At 70.1% G+C, this 18016-nt stretch carries 16 protein-coding genes and 1 tRNA gene; 2 read left to right on the top strand and 15 right to left on the bottom strand.

The window, feature by feature from the left end:
• Positions 1 to 122 precede the first annotated feature (122 nt).
• From C6N31_RS06770 to C6N31_RS06720, 11 genes are all read right to left on the bottom strand, one after another.
• Positions 123 to 1799 carry an MFS transporter gene (locus C6N31_RS06770; RefSeq protein WP_198357258.1) on the bottom strand — a complete coding sequence of 559 codons (1677 nt, stop codon included), beginning with the start codon at positions 1797 to 1799 and terminating at the stop codon, positions 123 to 125.
• A 46-nt stretch (positions 1800 to 1845) separates the two neighbouring features.
• The gene (locus tag C6N31_RS06765) at positions 1846 to 5211 is read right to left on the bottom strand and encodes an AfsR/SARP family transcriptional regulator (RefSeq protein WP_138351336.1); all 3366 of its coding nucleotides are present in this window, start codon (positions 5209 to 5211) and stop codon (positions 1846 to 1848) included.
• An 86-nt stretch (positions 5212 to 5297) separates the two neighbouring features.
• Positions 5298 to 5372, bottom strand: a tRNA-OTHER gene (locus C6N31_RS06760).
• Between the two features lie 196 nt (positions 5373 to 5568).
• Positions 5569 to 6216 carry a DCL family protein gene (locus C6N31_RS06755; RefSeq protein WP_198357257.1) on the bottom strand — a complete coding sequence of 216 codons (648 nt, stop codon included), beginning with the start codon at positions 6214 to 6216 and terminating at the stop codon, positions 5569 to 5571.
• A 120-nt stretch (positions 6217 to 6336) separates the two neighbouring features.
• Positions 6337 to 6651, bottom strand: a complete 315-nt coding sequence (locus tag C6N31_RS06750; protein ID WP_198357256.1) for a MazG-like family protein — start codon at positions 6649 to 6651, stop codon at positions 6337 to 6339.
• 38 nt (positions 6652 to 6689) lie between these two features.
• Entirely contained in the window at positions 6690 to 7514 is an 825-nt protein-coding gene (locus C6N31_RS06745; RefSeq protein WP_198357255.1) for an endonuclease/exonuclease/phosphatase family protein, read from the bottom strand.
• The gene (gene tmk / locus C6N31_RS06740; protein ID WP_198357254.1) at positions 7504 to 8136 is read right to left on the bottom strand and encodes a dTMP kinase; all 633 of its coding nucleotides are present in this window, start codon (positions 8134 to 8136) and stop codon (positions 7504 to 7506) included. Before tmk ends, C6N31_RS06745 begins: the two co-directional genes overlap by 11 nt.
• Positions 8133 to 9242: a radical SAM/SPASM domain-containing protein gene (locus tag C6N31_RS06735; RefSeq protein ID WP_198357253.1), complete on the bottom strand. Its 1110-nt coding sequence runs from the start codon at positions 9240 to 9242 to the stop codon at positions 8133 to 8135. Before C6N31_RS06735 ends, tmk begins: the two co-directional genes overlap by 4 nt.
• Before the next feature lie 230 nt (positions 9243 to 9472).
• Positions 9473 to 9688: a hypothetical protein gene (locus tag C6N31_RS06730; protein ID WP_198357252.1), complete on the bottom strand. Its 216-nt coding sequence runs from the start codon at positions 9686 to 9688 to the stop codon at positions 9473 to 9475.
• Entirely contained in the window at positions 9685 to 9891 is a 207-nt protein-coding gene (locus C6N31_RS06725) for a hypothetical protein (protein WP_198357251.1), read from the bottom strand. The genes C6N31_RS06730 and C6N31_RS06725 overlap by 4 nt, the downstream gene beginning before the upstream one ends.
• A complete protein-coding gene (locus tag C6N31_RS06720; RefSeq protein WP_198357250.1) occupies positions 9888 to 10076 on the bottom strand; it encodes a hypothetical protein in 189 nt (62 codons plus the stop codon). Before C6N31_RS06720 ends, C6N31_RS06725 begins: the two co-directional genes overlap by 4 nt.
• Positions 10077 to 10317: 241 nt before the next feature.
• Here C6N31_RS06720 and C6N31_RS06715 point away from each other — a divergent pair, with 241 nt between their 5' ends.
• Positions 10318 to 11652 (top strand): helix-turn-helix domain-containing protein, encoded by a 1335-nt coding sequence (locus tag C6N31_RS06715; protein WP_498063713.1) that lies wholly within the window; start codon positions 10318 to 10320, stop codon positions 11650 to 11652.
• A 617-nt stretch (positions 11653 to 12269) separates the two neighbouring features.
• A complete protein-coding gene (locus C6N31_RS06710) occupies positions 12270 to 12824 on the top strand; it encodes a DinB family protein (RefSeq protein ID WP_198357248.1) in 555 nt (184 codons plus the stop codon).
• Positions 12825 to 13180: 356 nt separating this feature from the next.
• Here C6N31_RS06710 and C6N31_RS06705 read toward each other — a convergent pair whose 3' ends face one another.
• The 4 genes from C6N31_RS06705 to C6N31_RS06690 all read right to left on the bottom strand — a co-directional run bounded on the left by C6N31_RS06705 (position 13181) and on the right by C6N31_RS06690 (position 17539).
• Positions 13181 to 14884, bottom strand: a complete 1704-nt coding sequence (locus C6N31_RS06705; protein ID WP_198357247.1) for a relaxase/mobilization nuclease domain-containing protein — start codon at positions 14882 to 14884, stop codon at positions 13181 to 13183.
• A gap of 5 nt (positions 14885 to 14889) precedes the next feature.
• Entirely contained in the window at positions 14890 to 15459 is a 570-nt protein-coding gene (locus tag C6N31_RS45875) for a MobC family plasmid mobilization relaxosome protein (protein WP_198357246.1), read from the bottom strand.
• 392 nt (positions 15460 to 15851) lie between these two features.
• A complete protein-coding gene (locus C6N31_RS06695; RefSeq protein WP_438817410.1) occupies positions 15852 to 17180 on the bottom strand; it encodes a DUF3631 domain-containing protein in 1329 nt (442 codons plus the stop codon).
• 137 nt (positions 17181 to 17317) lie between these two features.
• The gene (locus tag C6N31_RS06690; RefSeq protein ID WP_198357245.1) at positions 17318 to 17539 is read right to left on the bottom strand and encodes a helix-turn-helix transcriptional regulator; all 222 of its coding nucleotides are present in this window, start codon (positions 17537 to 17539) and stop codon (positions 17318 to 17320) included.
• Positions 17540 to 18016 lie beyond the last annotated feature (477 nt).

The following is an 18016-nucleotide window of genomic DNA, read 5'->3' as shown; positions in this document are numbered from 1 at the left end:
GACTCGGCAACCAGTGGCGCCGGGGTCCTGGACCTCCTATCGATACAGCGCGTACGCACCACATGCCGGAGGGCGGGGGACCAGTACGGTCTCCCGCCCTCCGGCATGCGCGGGGATACGGGTCAGCGTCCGACCAGTTCCCTGATGCCGTCGGTGCCGTCGGTGCCGTCGGTGCCGTCGGTCCCGTCGGCCACGTCGGCCACGTCGTCGGCCGTCCCGCCGTCCTTCCCGCCGTCCTTCTCGTCGGTCGGTTCGTCGATCACCGCCGGGACGCCCCGCAGGGTGTGGAACGCGATCACCGCCGCGACGGCGATCAGGACGGCGCCCGCCAGGGTGGTGACGTGCATGCTGTGGGTGAAGGCCTGGCTCGCCGTCTCGGCGACCTGCCGCCCCATCGGGCCTGACAGCTGCGCGCCGGGCCCGACCGCCCCGCCGACCGATTCCCTGGCGGCCTGGGCCGCACCGGCCGGAACGCCCGCCGGCAGGTCGAGACCGTTGCGGTAGACGCCGGTCAGTACCGAGCCGAGGACCGCGATGCCCAGCGCCCCGCCGAGCTCCATCGCCGTCTCGGAGATCGCCGCCGCGGCGCCCGCCCGCTCCTTCGGCACGCTCGCCATCGCCGTGTCGAAGGTGACGGTGAACGTCAGCGTGATGCCCGCACCGTTGACGATCAGAGCGGGCAGCAGCAGCCAGTAGCTGGAGTCCGGGGTGACCAGGCCGAGACCGACCATGCTGACCGACATCAGGACCAGGCCCAGGGCCACCACCTTGGCCCGGCCGATCCTGGGCACCAGGGCGGAGGACAGCGGCGCGGCGAAGGCGGCCGACAGCGGGCCGGGGAGCAGCGCCAGGCCCGCCATCAGCGGGGACCAGCCGCGGACGACCTGGAAGTAGAGCGAGAAGGCCAGCGAGAGCGAGGCCGAGGCGAAGATCGCGACCAGGTTGGCGCTGATGGAGCCGGTGAAGGCCGGGTTGCGGAAGAGCCTGATGTCCAGCAGCGGTGAGGCGATGCGGGTCTGGCGCCGGACGAAGACGATCAGGCAGCCGACACCGATCGCGGCGGCCATCCACACCGACGGCTCGTGCACACCGTCACGGGTGGCCGTCTTGATGGCGAAGATGACACCCAGCAGACCGGCGATCGAGAGCGGGACGCTGATCCAGTCCAGCCGTCCCGGGTCGGGGTTACGGGACTCAGGGAGCACGATCGCACCGGCGATCACGACCGCCAGCAGGACCGGGACGTTGATCAGGAAGACCGAACCCCACCAGAAGTGGTCCAGCAGCGCGCCGCCGACGACCGGGCCGAGCGCGAAGCTGCCCGCCCCGACGCCGCCGGAGATGCCCACGGCCGTGGTGCGCTCGCGGGGGTCGGTGAACACGTTGCGGACGATCGACAACGTCGACGGCATGATCGTCGCGCCGGCCACACCCAGCAGCGCGCGGGCACCGATGAGCATCTCCGGGCTGGTGGCGTACGCGGTGAGGACCGAGGCCACCCCGAAGGCGCCGGCGCCCAGCAGCAGCAGCTTCTTGCGGCCTATCCGGTCACCGAGGTTGCCCATCACCACCAGCAGGCCGCCGAGGGCGAACCCGTAGATGTCCGCGATCCACAGGATCTCGGTGCCCGACGGCTTCAGGTCGGTGACGAGCGAGGGGATCGCGTAGTTGAGCACGCTGGTGTCGATACCGAGCAGCGCCGCCGCCACGCAGCAGATCGCCAGTACGGCCCAACGCCGGGGGTCCGAGGGGGTCGTGGAGGTCTGCGCACTCGGCGCCACCTGCTGATTCTTCGTCATGCCGGTGACTGTGTCAGAGCGTTCTGACCGGTCACTGACCGTTCGCTTACCGCGCAGCGTCGAAGTCCGTCAGCGCCACGACCGTCTGTTCACGGGAGAGCGCGACACCGCGGGCGTGCGCCGCGGCGAAGGCCGCTTCGCCGAGCGCGGCGCGGGCGGCGGCGCCGACCCGGGCGGTGTCCCGGTCGGGCGGCACCTCGGCGCCGCGCAGCGTCCGGGCGACGCCGAGCAGCAGCGCGGCCCGCTCCGGGCCGCCCTCCAGCAGCGCCAGGCCGGCCAGCGCCTCGGCGAAGCTCGCGGCGACCGGGCCGTTGCGGCTCACCAACTCGGCCTCGGGAACCTGGCGGTAGTAGCCGCGGGCCCGCTCCGGGTCCCCCTCGGCCTCGGCGATCCTGGCCAGCCCGATCAGGATCAGCGATCGGTTCATGTCGAGACCGGCCCACCCGGTACCGCTCTCGCCGAGGGCCAGCTCGCAGAGGGCGCGGGCCCCGGCCAGCTCACCACGCGCCCGGGCGACCTCGCCCAGGCCGAGGTGGGCCATCGCCATGCAGTCGGGCGCACCGGCCCGGCCGGACAGCTCGACCACCCGCTCGTAGTCGGCGCGGGCCGCCTCGGTGTCTCCGTCCCGCGCGCTGCGTTCGGCCCGTCGGCACAGCAGTTGCGCCATGTCCTCGATCGCGCCGAGCGGTTCGACATAGCCGAGCGCCTCGTCGGCCAGCGCCGCGGCCCGCTCGTTGTCGCCCTGCCAGTCGGCGAGCTGCGCCAGTACGTCGAGCGCGTTGGCCATCGCCCAGCGGTCGCCGAGCACCCGGAAGCCGGCCAGCCCGGCGCTGAACTCCCGCTCCGCGAGGGCGGTGTCGCCCCGCACCATCCAGTGCGCGTAGCCCTGGCCCAGATGCAGCAGCGCCACGGCCCAGGGGTCACGGCCCGGATCGTCCAGGGTGAGCGAGATCAGCTCGGCGGCGTCAGCGGTGGGCGCGCCCATGGCCATCGCCCAGATGACGGTGAGGCTGGGGAAGCGCTGCGGAATGTAGCCGAGGGAGGCCATGACCGCGTCGGCGGCCGCGGTATGCGCGCCCAGTTCCCGGTTGTCGGAGACGCCGTTGGCCGCCGCGAGCACGCACAGCACGTACTCCTCGTCGAGCCCCTCGGGCGCCTGCGGCCCGATGAGGTCCAGCAGCTCGCGGGCCGGGCCCGCGCCCTCCAGCCGCACGCCGCGCAGCAGCCAGTACGTGGACAGCGGGGCCAGCAGCCGCAACGCCGTCCCGGTGTCGCCGTCCTCCACCCGCCGGCGGAGCGCGGTGTGCAGGTTGTCCTGGTCGACGGAGAGCCGCCGCAGCCAGTCGAGCTGCTCCGCGCGCCGCAGACGGGGCTCCGCCTCGCCGACCAAAGCGAGGAAGTACCGGGCGTGGGCGCGGCGCAGGGCCGCCGTCTCACCGGCTTCCGCGAGCCGCTCGGCGCCATAGGCGCGGATCGTCTCCAGCATCCGGTAGCGGACGCCGTCGGCGCCCTCGGGACGATGGGCGACGACCAGGGACTTGTCGACGAGCGAGTCGATCAGATCGAGCACGTCGAACGCGTCGACCCCGGCCTCCCGCGTCCCGCCGCCGTCCGTACCGCCGCCGTCCGCCACGTCGTCGTCCGTCGTGCGGTCCGCGCAGACGGCCTCGGCCGCCTCCAGCGTCCAGCCACCGGCGAAGACCGAGACCCGGCGCAGGACGGCGCGTTCGGGCTCCGTGAGCAGGTCCCAGCTCCAGTCGACGACCCCGCGCAGCGTCTTCTGACGGGGCTGGGCGGTCCGGCTGCCGCGGGACAGCAGCCGGAACCGTTCGTCGGGCCGGATCCCGGGCCCGTACTCACTCTGCTCCGGCGCCGCGGAGACCACGCCGAGCCGGGAGGCGATCTCGGACGCGGACATCGAGCGCAGCCGGGCGGCGGCCAGTTCGATGGCCAGCGGCAGTCCGTCGAGCGCCGTGCACACCCGCAGGACGGCATCGAGATCGGCGGCCAGCTCGAAATCGGGCTGCACGGCGACGGCCCGCTCGGTGAACAGTCGCACCGCCGGGAACGCGAGCGCGCGGACATGGTCCGTGCCGGGCGGCGGCAGCCGCAGCGGGGGGATCGGGCAGAGCGTCTCGCCGGGGATCCCCAGCGGTTCGCGGGTGGTGGCCAGCACCCGCAGCTCTCCGCAGTCCCCGAGCAGCCGGCCGACGATCTTGGCGATCTCGCCGACGACATGTTCGCAGTTGTCCAGCACGAGCAGCAGCGGGCGGTCGGCCAGGGCCGCGGTGACCCGGTCGACCGGATCGGGCGCCGGACCGGCACCAGGCATCACCCCGGCCTCGCGCAGTCCGAGCGCGCCCTGGATCGCGTGCGGCACCTCGGCGGCATCGGCGAGGCCGGCGAGCTCGACGAAACAGGCCTCACCGCCGTACCGCCCGGCCGCCTCGATCGCGATCCGGGTCTTACCCGCACCACCCGGGCCGATGAGGGTGACGAGCCGGCCTTCGGACAGCTGGGCACCGATCCGGTCCAGCTCCTCGTCACGGCCGACGAAACTGGTGAGCTGCGTGGGCAGCACGAAGCGCGGTCGGGCCGGCTCGGAGACCGTCGGCGATGCGGAAGCCGTGGGCGTCGTGGGCGATGTTCCACGTGGAACATGCGCGTGCGCGGCGGGCGTCAGCTCCGGATCCCCGCGCAGCACCGCCAGGTGAACGGCGGCCAGCTCCGGTCCCGGGTCCGCCCCCAGCGTGTCGGCGAGCTCGCTGCGAGCCGCCTCGTACGCCTCCAGCGCCTCGCTCTGCCGCCCGCTGCCGTACAGCGCCCGCATCAGCTGGCCACGCAGCCGCTCACGCAACGGATGCGCGTCGACGAGCTCCCGCAGCCCGGCGACCAGCTCCCGGTGCCCGCCGAGCGCCAGTTCGGCCTCCATCCGGTCCTCGGCGGCCGAGATCCGCAGCTCCTCCAGCCGCGTCACCTGCACCTGCGCGAACGGGGCGCCGTCCACATCGGCCAGCGCGGGCCCGCGCCACAGCTCCAGCGCCTCCCGCAGCAGAACAGCGGCACGCGCGGGATCGCCCGCCGCCAGCGCCTCCCGGCCCTCCGCGCTGAGCCGCTGGAAACGGTGCGAGTCGACGTCGTCGGGGTCGATCGCGAGCCGGTAGCCCGCCGGATGGAACTCGATCTTCTGCGGCAGCACCTGGCGCAGCCGGGACACCTGCGACTGGAGGGCGTTCGCGACCCCGGCCGGCGGATCCTCCCCGTACAGGCCGTCGATCAGCCGTTCGGGCGTCACCACCCGGCCCGCGTCGAGCAACAGCAGCGCCAGCAGCGCCCGGCGCCGCGGCCCACCCAGCGCGACCGCGCTGCCGTCCGCGTTCCAGACCTGCGTCGCGCCAAGGATGCCGAACATCACGCCCCCGATTGTGCAGCACCGGCTGATGATCCGATACGCAAATCAGCGCGGGACCGCTGACGGTCCCGCGCTGATCAACACTGTGGAGCCTAGGAGATTCGAACTCCTGACATCTGCCTTGCAAATGTCCTCCGGGCAGGCCCCTGACCAGGAGACGAACCTTACACAACAGCCTTGACCTGCAGAAATACCCCTCACCAGTTTCCAGTGGTGAGGGGTATTTCTGACCCCCATATGTGCTGGATCCGTGCCGCTGACCAGGTTGCGGGAGGAGGTCAAAGAGGAGCAGCCCCACAGCCGCAAGGACAGCGAGCCGCTCTGCGGCTTGCCGGACTCGCAGGGATGGACTCACGCTCAGCGCGGGCGGCGAAGGTTCTCCTGCGGCGTCAGCAGCCCTAACACCGCGTGCTCCTTGTGGTGGTCGTGCCACCGCTTGGCCAGCGCGCGATCCGTGAACATCCCAAATCCGGCAGCCGTTGACGGAGTCAGTTCAACCGCGTCCCACCCGCCGACCTCGTCGGCGAATCCGGTGGCGATGTCGACGAACGCAGCTCCCTGGAAGTAGCTGACGTGGGCGTTGGCGGGATCCAGCGGCGCACCGGACTGGTCGGACTCCAGGGAGCCAGCCGCCACCCGCGAGTTGAAGTAGGCGTTGACGGTATCGGCGACCTCGGCGCGCATTGCGCTGAGGACCTGCTGGCGATAGTTCGGCGGCTTCAGGCAGGCATGGAAAGAGAAGTCGATCTCGGACCCGTCGGTACGGATGATTTTGAAGCCCGAGTGCTTGCCGCGCAGGGGCCGGTCGATGACGAATGCCTCGACACCACAACCGATCTTGGCCTCCGCCTCCGTATGCATGGCGAGGAGATCCAGCAGCAGCTCCTGATCCTCCAACCGGTCGACCTTGTCCCCCTCCGAGTAGCGGTCGCGCACTTCGCGTACTGCGTCCTCCGCATCCCCCTTCGTGCGGTACCAGCGCTGTCCAATCCAGAATTCAGCCACGTTGTCCACTCTTCCCCTCGGTCGTCCCACAGCGATACCGGGCCGCCTTGCCGCACGGTCCAGCCTGACCCGGTGTCGCTGAACAGCACCGAGTGCCGGGACACCCCGAGGTGCGCGGGGTTACGCCAGGGAGCGTTCCGCGACGCGCTCCAGGTGGCACTGGAAGACCTTGGAAGCGTCGGGAGTGAGCGTGCTCAGGGCGACCATGGCGGTGAGGATCACATCGGACAGCTCGGCGTGGACGTCTTCCCAGGTGTGAGTGACGCCCTTGCGCGGGTTATGGCCCAGGACTCCGATCACTGCCTGGTTGGCCTCCCCGACCTCTTCGCTGATCTTCATGATCCGCAGCAGCCGGTCGGCGTCGGGGGTCAGAGGGCTCTTCTCGTCTAGCCACGTGACGAGGCTCTCGATGGTGTGCCAGGCGTTCTGATCCATGTGCGCGCTACTCCGGGTGGGTCTGGCGGGTTGCTTGCCTAGAACAAGGTCTCAGGCTCGGGCAGGACGGTGGGGTCGGACACTACCAACGGCTCCTCCCCGGCCAGGGCCAAGCGCAGGGTGAGCCCGGAATGATCGCTCAACCGGGTCACCGTGCGTGGCTCATGGACGTACGCGCAGTCCTCGACCGCACCAATGAGCGGGTGGGAGACGAACGCGTGGTCGTACCGGTAGCCGTCATTGGTCCGGCCCACCCACGAGTACTCCCGATCGGCGGGGTGCAGGTGGCGGAAGGCGTCCTGGTACCCATTGTCGCCGAACCAGCGGTAGAACTCGTACTCGAAGGGCCGGAACGTCGGGTAGCGCGGTTCGTGGTCGGGCTCCAGGATGTTGAAGTCGCCGAGCACTACGCGGCCCGAGGACGCCCCGCTGCGGATGCTGGTCTGGCAGTCGGCGATGAAGCGCTGCTTGCGTTCGGTCTTGGCCGGGCTGGCGTCCCTGGAGGGCACGTACAGTCCGATGATGTCGAGTGGCCCCCGCTCGGTCTTGATGCCCATGGAGACCGCCCTGTAGGGCAGGTATGCGGTGCTGAGGGGGGATGCCTCAGCCACCGGCAGACGGCTGACGATCATCACCCCCCGCTCGCCCTTGTCCGGCACCGGATAAGCCACCGCGTACCCGGCTGAGGTGAACCGGTCGGCGAGGAACGCGCACCCGCCGCTGGGCGTCGTCTCGGTCAGCACCAGGACCTGCTCGGGGCGCTGAGCGAGCCAGGCGAGCTGGCGTTCGGCCCGCTCCAGGGAGGGGCCGCCGATGTTGAAGGTCAGCAGCGACAGTGTTTGGGTCGGCGGGTCAGTCGGCACGGGTACTCCCGGTCAGCAGCGCGGCGATCTCAGCTGAGATGAGCTCGGCCGTGCGCTCTGGGTTACGACTGGTGCAGTCGATGGCCAAGGTACGGAAGCCGACCTCGTCCATGAAGGTAGCGGCTTCCGTGAACAGGCCGGGCTCTTTCGCCACACTCTCCGGGGCCTTCTCGAAGCGGCTGTGCGTCCCGCGCGCCGTCAAGCGCTCCCGGATCACGTCCGGGTCGGCGTTGAGGATCACCGACAGGTCCGGGCGCAAGGCGTCCCGGTTCAGCGCCCAAATCGTCTCCACGCTCAAGCCGTCCAAGCGTTGCAGCACCAAGGAGGAGCCGATGTAGCGGTCACACAGGACCACCGCCCCGCCTTCCACGGCCGGGGTGATCTCCGTCTCCACGTGGTGGTAGCGGTCAGCCGCCACCAGGCAGGCCAGGGACATGCCCCGGAAGGTCTCCGTGCCGTGCCGGGCCAGGTCGCCCAGACGGGTATGGGAGGGCTCCGCCGTGGCGTGAACGTGGACGCCGTCGGCGACCAGACGGTGGCGGAGACGCTCCAGGACCGTGGACTTTCCCACGCCACCGGGGCCGTCGATCGTCACGAACAGCCCTCGCCCGGGGCCAGTCATGACGTCGCCACGACGGGCAGCAGGGCGCGGTGGTTGGGGGCGACGGGGCAGACCTCGGCGTCCAGTGCGCCGATGCGCTCACCGGCCGCGATCACCGCCGCCGGGCAGCCCTTGCCGCAGCCGTCCGCCATCGCGCAGGACCCGCAGGTCGGGTTCGCGCCCACGTCGTAGCGCTCATGGAACTTGTAGGCGTCCAGCCGGGCGGCGATGTCCGGGTCGGTGAAGATGTTGCCGACAATGAACTCGGTGTCGGCGTGCTGGGACTGCGGGGTGCGGGCCGCGAACACCAGGTAGGGGCAGACAGTGACCTCGCCCGGGGTGAAGACGTAGATGATCGTCCCGGCCTCGCAGTTGGCCAGGGGCTTGGAATCGTTGGGGAACCGGATGTGGACCATGTCCAGCTGGTCGCTGGCGAACGGCGCGGTCAGGTCGTGGATGTGCCGCATGTGGTCGTCGGACTGGGCCAGCTTGCCCTTGCTCTTCACCCCGCGACCCATGCTGGACAGCGGGTTCATCAGCACGTACGACGCGCCCTGCTCAGTGGCGAAGGCGCACAGCTGTGCGTACTCCTCGTCCTCGGCCAGGCTGTTCGGGGTGCACAGCAGCCCCTGGAGCAGGCTAGCGGCGGCGAACTTCCGCACCGTGTCGACGGTGACCTGGAACGAGGCCCGGTCACCCCGGAACTTGCCGTGGGAGTCGGCGGCGAAACCGTCCAGGCTGACGTTGACGTGCACGTCGCCGATCTCCACCAGGGCGGCTATGTCCTCGTCCGTGGCCAGGGTGGCGTTGGTGCACAGGCCCACCCCGATGCCCGCGTCGCGGAAGGCCCTCACCACGTCCAGGAAGTCCTCGTGCAGGAACGGCTCGCCCCCGGTCAGGGTCACCCGGTTCACGCGGCTCTCCAGAAGCTGGGGGATGACCTTGGACCGGATGTCCGCCAGGGACATCGTGCCGCCGTGCTTCAACGCGGACACGAAGCAGTGGGCGCAACCGAGGTTGCAGCGTTCGTCAATCTGTACCAGCGCCTTGCGGTACGGGTGATCGACCGAGGTCCGGAAGTAGCAGGAGGATGCCTGGGCTGCGCTGACGATGCTGCGTGCGGTCATGGACGACTACCTCGATCTAATCGAAGGTGGCTCACCCTCCCAGCATCGCCCCGGGGGGAGCGATCGGTGAGTGCATGGGTGAGATGCATCCGCCCGGGTCGCCGGGTGGGGTATTGCTGGGATGCACCCGGCTCCGGCCGCCACGGTCGGGGGGAGCCGTGGACCTGGGTGGCCGGAGCCGGGCGCTGGTACCGGTCGCCGCAGTGCAGGGCAACGGCGGCGACCGGGGCTCAGAGGCCGGGCAGCGGAATGTCCGGTACGGACGCGGCGAGGTTCGGCGCGGGGGGCGCAGGGGGCTGCCCGTAGACCAGCAGGGCGGCGACAGCGGGCGCGCCCAGGGCATTGATGAGTAGGAGGAGTGCTCCGGCGGTGCGGCCGTCGCCCGACGGTAAGCGCGGGCGCCGGTGGCGCGGGCGGTCGGGCTCGGACCGTGCTGCGGCGCTCACTGGTCGCCGTCCACGGGCTCCAGGGCGGCCAGGGGGACGCTCCATTCGACGCCGCCGTGTTCGGGCCGCAGCCACGCGAACTCGCCGGGCTCTGCCGCGCTCGGGAAGGCGGACCCGATCTGCCGGACCTCGCCCACACGGTTCGTGCTGGTGTCCCGGGCGAGAACGCCTTCCTTGATCCACTCCCGCCCACGGCCGGTCATGCGGCATCACCGCCGTCACGCTGGCCGCCGTTCGCATTGGCGCTGCGATGCAGGAACGCCTCCCATCCGGACGCGGCGCGCAACAGGTTGCGACGGCTGAGGGTGTGGCCGGGCGCCCTTGCCGGGAGCGGCTGCGCGGCGCCTGGAGCGGTTTCGGCCACGGGGCTGGAGGGGGTGTGGTCCATGGATCCTTGTCCTCCGTATGAGCGGATGCGGGCCGCAGCAATGCCCTGACAGGGGCTCCCAGGGGTCTACGGCGGCGGTTCGCGGTCGCCCCAGAGGGGAAGCGGGTGGGTAGACACGCGGGGCGACCTGACGGCTACTCAACCGCCGTCGATCCCCAGCGGTAACCCCGCGATGGGGGCCACACTCTGTGTACACACCATGACGGCCTAGCTACCGACCGTCGCGACCCTTGGGGATGAAGTGGACTACCCGCTCTCGCCGGCCGCGCTGCCCGCCTTCCTGTTGGCGGACCCCCGCGTTGCTGACGCCCTCGCTCAGCGGGATGTCGGCACCGTCTTCGCTTTGGCGCACGAGTTGGCGGGTATCAGCTTCAACAAGTTGGCCGAAGCCTGCGGCATCCGAGCCGAGCGCGTCAGCAAGATGGCCCGAGGCACTGGAGCCCACACCTCATTACCGGTGTTGGAGCGCGTATGTGACGGTCTGAGAATTCCAGGGGCACACTTCGGGCTGGCTGAGCGACCCTGGGAGAACAACCCCTCAAGCACCAACGCCCGACCGGAGATACCCCATGGAGACGATCCGATGAAGCGCCGCGAGGTCTTGCGTGGCGCCCTGGCCGCCGGCCTTGCCGGTGCCGGACTCGCCGCCCTCACCGACACCCGCCACACCCTCGACGCGGCCCTCGCAGACCACACCACCGCGGACCTTGGCTACTGGGAAGGCACCGCCGAACGCTTCGGCTACGGCTACCACGGCCAAGCACCCACCGCCGTCCTGGCCGACTTAGTGGTCGACTTCGCCGAGATGAAGCCACTGTTCAGTGCCCCGCAGACCGTCACGTCCCGAGCACGGCTCTGCCATGTCGCCGGGCAGATGGCGGGCATGACGGCCATCATCTTGCACGACCTCGGTGACCGCCGAGAAGCGCACGCCTGGTTCCACACCGCAGGGCGCGCAGCCGAGGAGTCCGGCGATAACCACCTCAACTCCTGGGTCCTGGCCCGGGAGGCGATGGTGCCGCTGAACTTCGGCGCCCCGCAGGGCGCCGCCGACCTGGCCGAACGCGCCCGCCATCTGGCCGGCGACCAGCCCAGCTCATCCGCTGCCCTCGCCTCTGCCGTCGGTGCCCGCGCCTACGCCCTCCAAGGCAATCGGCAAGCGGCCTTGGCCGCCCTCGACGATGTAGAGCACCTGATGGACCGCCTCGACCCGGGCCAGCAGGCCGATACCTGGTTCGGCTACCCGGAGCAGAAGCATCACGTCCATCTGTCGCAGGCCCTCACGCTGCTGGGCGAGACGGACCGGGCCTACGCAACGCAGGCTCGCGCGCTGGAGCTGTCCCGGTCCCCGTCGCTGATGACCCGCGCCCTGATCGCGATTGACCGGGCCACCTGCCTCCTCCACGACGGGCACGCCGACGAAGCCGCGCGCACCGCCGCTCAGGCGTACGGGGAACTGCCGGCCGCGTACCGGACCGGCCTCACCCGTACCCGCACCGCAGCCCTCTACCGAGCGCTGCCCCAACAGGCTCCAGGTGCGGAAGACCTGAGAGAGGCACTGGCGCTACACGCCTGACGCCCGGGAATGGGATCGGAAGTCAATTTGTCTTCGAGTTCGTCGTCGATCAGGTTCAGCTACCCGCGATCGCCTAGAACTAGAACATCTGGTCCGTGTCGGTCCAGCTCGTGGTCCGCTGGTCCCCGCAGGACTGGCAACGGTAGAAGGCGGTCAGTTGGTTACCCTCGATCTCCATCTTGTGCGGGCGCGCCGACTTGTCGTCGGCGATAGCCGTTGAGGCCAGCTTTTCCCGAGTCGGGCGTGATCCACTGAGCGTGGCGCGGTGGTGCTTCCGCCTCCAGGCAACTGATGAGGATCTGTGATTTTCCCAGGGGTGCTCTTCCCTCCGTTTTGTTGGATCTTGAAGGGTGTGGGGAGGATGGGGAGCGAAGAGCGGGATCTGGTAGGTGGTCCAGAGGCTGTGTCGCTTACGATCGCCGGCGATCGGGGGCGGGCTCCGGTGGGTGGGGGCGTTATGAGTTTTGCCTGCGCCGCTACTTCAAGCCATCGCCGAACTCACCAGCCTGCTCGCACCCGGCGACACACGACGAGGCGGCGGCACGTGAGCAAGCCGGCCGACCCGTCGATCCTGATCATCCTGACCCGACCCGAAACCACCGAGCCCTGGAGTTGACATGGCTGACATGATCGTGCCCGACCCCGTCACGCGGGACATTCTCGCGATCTTCGAACGCGCGCGATCCCGGCTGTTCGAGCGCCTTGAGGACCTGACCGACGCCGAGTACCACTGGGAGCCGGTCAGCGACTGCATCAGCATCCGCCCTGGCGACGACGGCGTCTTCCGCGTCGCCACGCTATTTCCGGAATCGATTCCGGAGGCGCCGGACCCCCTCACGACGATCGCCTGGCGCATCTGGCACATCGGCAGCCTCTGCCTGCGCGGCTACGTGATCCACTTCTTCGAGGACGCCCCCGAGTTTGGCGACCGCCACGAGTGGCCGGGCACCGCGAAAGAGGGCGTCCAGGCGCTCGCCGAGGACTGGGAGCACTTCATCTCCCGTATCGCAGCCCTCGGCGACAAGCGCCTGTTGGCGCCGATAGGCCTGGGCCCCGGCGGTTGGGCCGATGAGACCTATCTGAAGCTCGCGCTGCACGCTCTGGTCGAGATCGCGCATCACGGCGGCGAGATCGGCCTGCTGCGCGACCTGTACCTGCGCGAAGGCGTCTGATTTCGGCGGTGGGCGACCGGCGGCCGTGTGCCGTCAGACAACGGCCGGGGTCGGCAGCTATCTCCTTCCTCCCGCTCTACTCATCGGCCGCGTCTGGGTCACGCAGGAGCCTCATACCGCGTGAGCAATCAGGCCCCCGAACAGGCCGAACAGTGCGCACGCAGGCTCTCCCGGACAAGATCACGTCATCCCGACACACCGAGCAAGATCACACGATGGGTGGGGAGATCCACAGAGCAGGTTTGCCCCCACCCCGAGTACCGGGTGGCCGCTTTCAGGGAGCGTCATCACCGCTGACAGCAAACGGTCTGAGGGGCACTTCCGGATTCGGTGGGTGCCCATCAGACCGTGGGCCGTCAGCGGCCGTGACGCGAGTTGCGGATTGCTGGCAACTGGCGGGGTGTCAGTGGGGGCAGGGGGGCTTTGGCGGGGTTGGGGGTGGTGATGTGGGCGCTGCGGGCTGTAGCGGCCTGGTGGCGCCTGTTGGGAGCACCGGTAATGCGCCAGTTGAGGACCTCGGCGGGGGAAGCGGCGGTGTCGAGTTCGCGCCGGGCGGCGGCTTGGGTGAGCAGGTGGCGGGGGGTGTGGCCGGCGCTTTCGGCGCGGGCGAGGGTGGTGGTCAGGGCGGGCCAGGCGGGGTCGGCCAGGATGCGCTCCGCGTGGTCGGGCAGGGCCCGGCGCAGGTCGGCCTCGAAGCGGCGGGTCGCCTCGGAGCGCGGCGCGCGTTGGGTGAGGTCGGCGAGGAGCGGTCCGGACATCTGCTGGTAGCCGGCCGTCAGATGGGTGATGGCCTGCTGGGCGGCGGCTGCCTGCTGCTGCTGGCCTCGTTTGTCGTGCCATTGGGCGGCGGCTATGGCGATCAGGACTGCCGTGGACAGCAGGGCGGCCAAGGCCGCACCACCATCGCCGGGGCTGGCGGGGGCCAGGATCGCTTTGGCTGCAGAGCGCAGGGCTGTCGCCTGCTGGTGGTCGGCTCGCAGCGCGGTGCGGTTGGCCCGGTTGAAGGCTGTTGCGGCGGCTCGCAGTTGCTCCCGGTGGGCTGCGGGTGCGGTCTGGGCGGTGGTGTGGAGGAGCTCGCCGAAGGCGGCGAGATGGGCCTGGGCTCCGGCGTCGTCGTCGCTGTCCAGGACCGTGTGGCTGCGGCGCAGGATCGTCTCGGCTTCGAGCCACGGACTGGCCGGGCGGGTGCCGTCGGTGGGGCGGTCGGCGGGTTCCTGGGCGGCGAGGCGTTCGCGCAGGCGAGTGATCGACAGGTCGGGGGCGACCTTCGATCCGCCGTACCAAATGGGTTCGCCTTGGCCGTTGACGTCGCCGGGGGCGGCCAGGCTGTAGCCGATCACCTCCCCGGTCTGCGGGCCGATGCGGGGCTTGACCTCGATGCCCAGCGATTCCAGCACGGTGAAGTACTCGGCTTCGTCGCGGGAGGCGGCCAGCACCGCGTACGCCTGCTCGCGCAGCCACTCGCGGGTGGTGACGCTCTGCCCCTGGCGCTGGGCCTTGGCCTGCTCGGCGCTCGTGGGGGTGCGCGGTGCGGTGTAGTCGCCCTGCTTCAGCTGCCGCAGGCCGAGCTGCTTCTCCAGGCTGCGGCAGGCTGCCTGCGCCTTGACGCCGTCCTGGTTGTTGCGGGGCCGGCGCCCGTCCTCGCGGACGGTGGTGGCCACGATGTGGATGTGGTCCTCCGCGTGGCGGACCGCGATCCATCGGCACGCATGGTCATCGCCGTCGGGGGCGATGCCCGTGGCGTGGACGATACGGCGGGCCACCTCGCCCCATTCGGCGTCGGTCAGGTAGCGGTCACCGGGCGCGGTACGGACAGGGCAATGCCACACGTGCTTCGGCGGGGTCCGGCCGATCTCGCGGGCGCGGAGCTTGACCGGTTGGTCGAGGTAGGCGGCCAGTTCGGGCAACGTGGCCTCACGGTCGCGGCCGGGGTCGGGGATTCCGGTCATGGCCCAGGCGCCGACGATGTGCGCGTCGGTGTGCTCGTCCCTGCGCCCGGGACCGTACAGGTAGTTGAGGAGCCCGCGGGTGCAGCCGCCGGTGGAGACATCGGGAACCATCGGGTCTACTCCTTGATCCATGCGGTGGCGGTCGTCCGGAGCTGTGCCACGGCAGCGGCGACCTCGTCCACGACGGCCTCGGCTCGGTCGGGGAAGGACCCGGCGTTACAGGCGTGGGCGATCTGGTTGAGGTTGACGCCGATCCGGTTCAGCTCCCGGGTCAGCCGGGCGATGGCTTCCGCCACAGCACGGGTGGCCCGGTCATCAGCGGCGATCATGCCGGTGTCGTCGGCGGCGGCCTGGACGGCGGCCTCGGCAATGAAACCCGCGGGCTTCAGGCTCCACTCCCGCGCCCTGGCCTGGATGGCGGCGAACTCAACGGCGGTGTAGCGGGAGCTCTTGACCTGGTCGCGGGGTGCCGTTCCCCGCTGCCGGTATCCCGAGGGCAGCAGGGGCTTGCTGGCGTCCTCCACGACGGGCAAAGGAGCGCGGTCAAGGACCGGGCCGGTGGGCACGAACGGGTCGGGCTCGACGTCGACGCGCTCGCAGGCTGCGACGACGGACTCGGCGTCCGGGGCGTCGGGCTGAGGCTCCTCCTGGTTCGGCGCCCCCTGGCGCCGGACCTCCTCCGCCACCCCCGGGGCGGAGGCATGCGCGGACGAAACACCAACGGTGTTTCGATCGCTCCAGCTTGCTCCTCCACCCCTCCTCCGTCGGATGCCGTCGAACCATCCGGACTTGGGGCTCTGCGCAGTGGTGTTGCGGTTACTCATCGTGGTTCTCCTGGAGGCATGGGGTGCCGGGCGACCTGGCCATCCACTCGTCCCACCCGTCGCATGCCTGGTCAGCGCGGTACGAGTCGTCCGCTGGTACGGGTTGTCCCTTCTTGGCGCGCTTCCGACGTGCTCCTCGGCCGGAGCATGGCGGCGACGTCGGCAGCTGGCGCGGTACGGGTTGACCCTCTTCGGCGAAGAGACTCGTCCCCGCGCTGACCTGCGCGGGGACGAGTGGTACGAGTGGCTACGGGTTACGGGCCGGTGGGGGCGGGCGCGTCGGGTCGGGGGCAGTAGCGGGTCCAGGCATCGATGAAGTCGGCGCGGCGGAAGCCTTTGCGCTGGCCATCGGTGAAGCGGACGGTGATGGAGTTGATGGCGTAGTCCTTGAGCAGGATCTGCAGCCCTCGTGGGCTCAGACCACCGTTTCCGTACTCGGACCAGGGGGCCTCGGCGTCGGCGCACAGGCCTGAGATCAGGTCCACGGTGCGCAGGACGTCGGGGTTGCCGCATCGGGCGAACACGGCGCGGATGTCGGCGAGGATGCGGGTCTTGAGGCCGTTCTCGGCGTCCTGTCCGGCCTCGTAGGCGGTCATGGTCCGGCAGGCGGAGCGGGCTGTCGCGGGCCAGTGGCCTCCGGCGAGGTCGGCCACAATCACCAGGGGCTCCCAGGTGTCCGCCGCTCGGTCCTCCACCGGCAGGGACGGTTCCATCTCAGCGGCGGTCGCGACCACCGTGCTGGTCCAGGCGGCGATCCGGTCGCGGAGTTCGTGCAGCGCCGGGACGTCCCGGCGGGAGCGGAAGGGCTGGATCTTCTCGTCGTCGGCCCGACGGCGCATCCGGATGACGATGGCGCGGTCCATGATCGTGTCAGGCAGATCGCCGATCCCGGCCAGCGCCGCCATGGCGAACGTCAGGAACTTCGTCGGCTTGTGCTCCGGCCCGGAGACCCGGGTGGTGGGGCGGTTGCGCTGGTGCCCGGCGTTGAGCAGTCCGCGCATCTCCTCGTTCTTCTCCGCCACCTTCACGCTGCCGAACAGGGTGTCCGCCTCGTCGACCAGCAGGGTCGGCGGTTGCTCGGTGATGGAGCGGAAGATCGCCGCCGGGGTGGAGTTGATCGTGATAAACGGGGCGTGGACGGATTCGTACAGGAGGTCCAGGAGACGTGACTTGCCGCACTGCTTGAGCGGAGCGACCACCGCCAGGCGCGGGGCGTGCTGCCACGCGCATTGCAGGTGGGTGGCCGCCACCCACAAGGTCGTCGCGTTCAGTGCCTCCGGGCTCGGCATCACCACGTACCGGGTGATGGCTTTGCAGAGTTCGTCCAGCAGTCCCGCGCCCTCGGTGACCGGAGTATCCAGCACTTCGGTCGGTCCGGTCGGCTGACCGGGGTCACTGACCGGCGGCCGGTCACTCCTTCCGGTCACCCGGTCAGAGATTCCGGTCACCCGGTCAACTACCGCTGCGTCGTCGTCGATGACCGGGTCACTGACCCGGTACATGCCGGGCTGACCAGGTATCGCCGCCGGTGGCCAGACGGTATTCGGGGATGCGCTCCCGGTGGGTGGGGTCGTACGCTGCATGGGTATCTCCTCGATCGGAGGCGCCGGGCCTGCCAGCCCGACACCTCCGTGGTTGATCGTTCAGCTCGGTTCTGGGGAGTTCGCTCGGCCCTCGGCGTTGGTAGCGCTGGGGGCCGCATTGCGTTCGTGGGGTGGGTTCAGGCCGCGAGGTCTATGGCCTGGGTGTCCAGCCATACCTCCACCTCCTGCCAGCGGTAGCGCAGGTGGCGGCCGACCTTGTGGACCTTGGGTCCGGTGCCGCGATGCCTCCACTGATAGAGCGTGGCCACCGGGATCCCCAGGTAGGTGGACACCTCCAGGGGCGTGGCAAGCGAACGGCGGTCCTGCCCGGGGGCGATGCGGGGCGAAACGGGCGACATGGTGCTCCCTTTTCAACTGCCTTAACCAGTGGGCGTGGCAAACATAGCCACACGATGGCCGCGCCATCCAGCGGAATTATGGCGGAGAAGTCCGGCCGCCCTTTTTGCGGGGAAAAACAGCGCTGGACCGAACCGTCGAAACGAATCATCCGACACCCGAAGAGCTCGCCCTGCTTCTACTCGGAGGCGTCCCCGGGAGACCCGAACCCCTGTCCCGCCGAGCTGCCTCACCGTCCGGGTGCCGGCCGAGCGACAAGACCCTGACCAGCCTCGACTCCGAAAAGCCCCAGGCATCCGTGGACCGGGCAGCATCATTCATCACACGCCGGAAGGCCGCCAGAACCATTTTGATGGGCGAGCGGAGCGGGAACATATCACATTCCTCCGGCACCATCTCCGCGATCCTTCGAACCCCCGGGCCTGGCAGCTATATCGTGGAATCCCAGTTCACCCAAACCGGAATTCCACGGTATAGAT

It is taken from the genome of Streptomyces fildesensis (genome assembly GCF_016107395.1).
In the GTDB taxonomy this organism is placed as follows: domain Bacteria; phylum Actinomycetota; class Actinomycetes; order Streptomycetales; family Streptomycetaceae; genus Actinacidiphila; species Actinacidiphila fildesensis.
The sequence above is the reverse complement of the archived record's forward strand: the minus strand, read 5'-3'. Positions and strand labels throughout refer to the sequence as shown.

Excerpts from the sequence above, each read along its gene's own strand:
- C6N31_RS06770 (WP_198357258.1), bottom strand. The coding sequence starts at position 1,799 with ATGACGAAGAATCAGCAGGTGGCGCCGAGTGCGCAGACCTCCACGACC.
- C6N31_RS06765 (WP_138351336.1), bottom strand. The coding sequence starts at position 5,211 with ATGTTCGGCATCCTTGGCGCGACGCAGGTCTGGAACGCGGACGGCAGC.
- C6N31_RS06750 (WP_198357256.1), bottom strand. The coding sequence starts at position 6,651 with ATGGATCAGAACGCCTGGCACACCATCGAGAGCCTCGTCACGTGGCTA.
- tmk (WP_198357254.1), bottom strand. The coding sequence starts at position 8,136 with ATGACTGGCCCCGGGCGAGGGCTGTTCGTGACGATCGACGGCCCCGGT.
- C6N31_RS06735 (WP_198357253.1), bottom strand. The coding sequence starts at position 9,242 with ATGACCGCACGCAGCATCGTCAGCGCAGCCCAGGCATCCTCCTGCTAC.
- C6N31_RS06725 (WP_198357251.1), bottom strand. The coding sequence starts at position 9,891 with ATGACCGGCCGTGGGCGGGAGTGGATCAAGGAAGGCGTTCTCGCCCGG.
- C6N31_RS06720 (WP_198357250.1), bottom strand. The coding sequence starts at position 10,076 with ATGGACCACACCCCCTCCAGCCCCGTGGCCGAAACCGCTCCAGGCGCC.
- C6N31_RS06710 (WP_198357248.1), top strand. The coding sequence starts at position 12,270 with ATGGCTGACATGATCGTGCCCGACCCCGTCACGCGGGACATTCTCGCG.
- C6N31_RS06705 (WP_198357247.1), bottom strand. The coding sequence starts at position 14,884 with ATGGTTCCCGATGTCTCCACCGGCGGCTGCACCCGCGGGCTCCTCAAC.
- C6N31_RS06695 (WP_438817410.1), bottom strand. The coding sequence starts at position 17,180 with ATGCAGCGTACGACCCCACCCACCGGGAGCGCATCCCCGAATACCGTC.
- C6N31_RS06690 (WP_198357245.1), bottom strand. The coding sequence starts at position 17,539 with ATGTCGCCCGTTTCGCCCCGCATCGCCCCCGGGCAGGACCGCCGTTCG.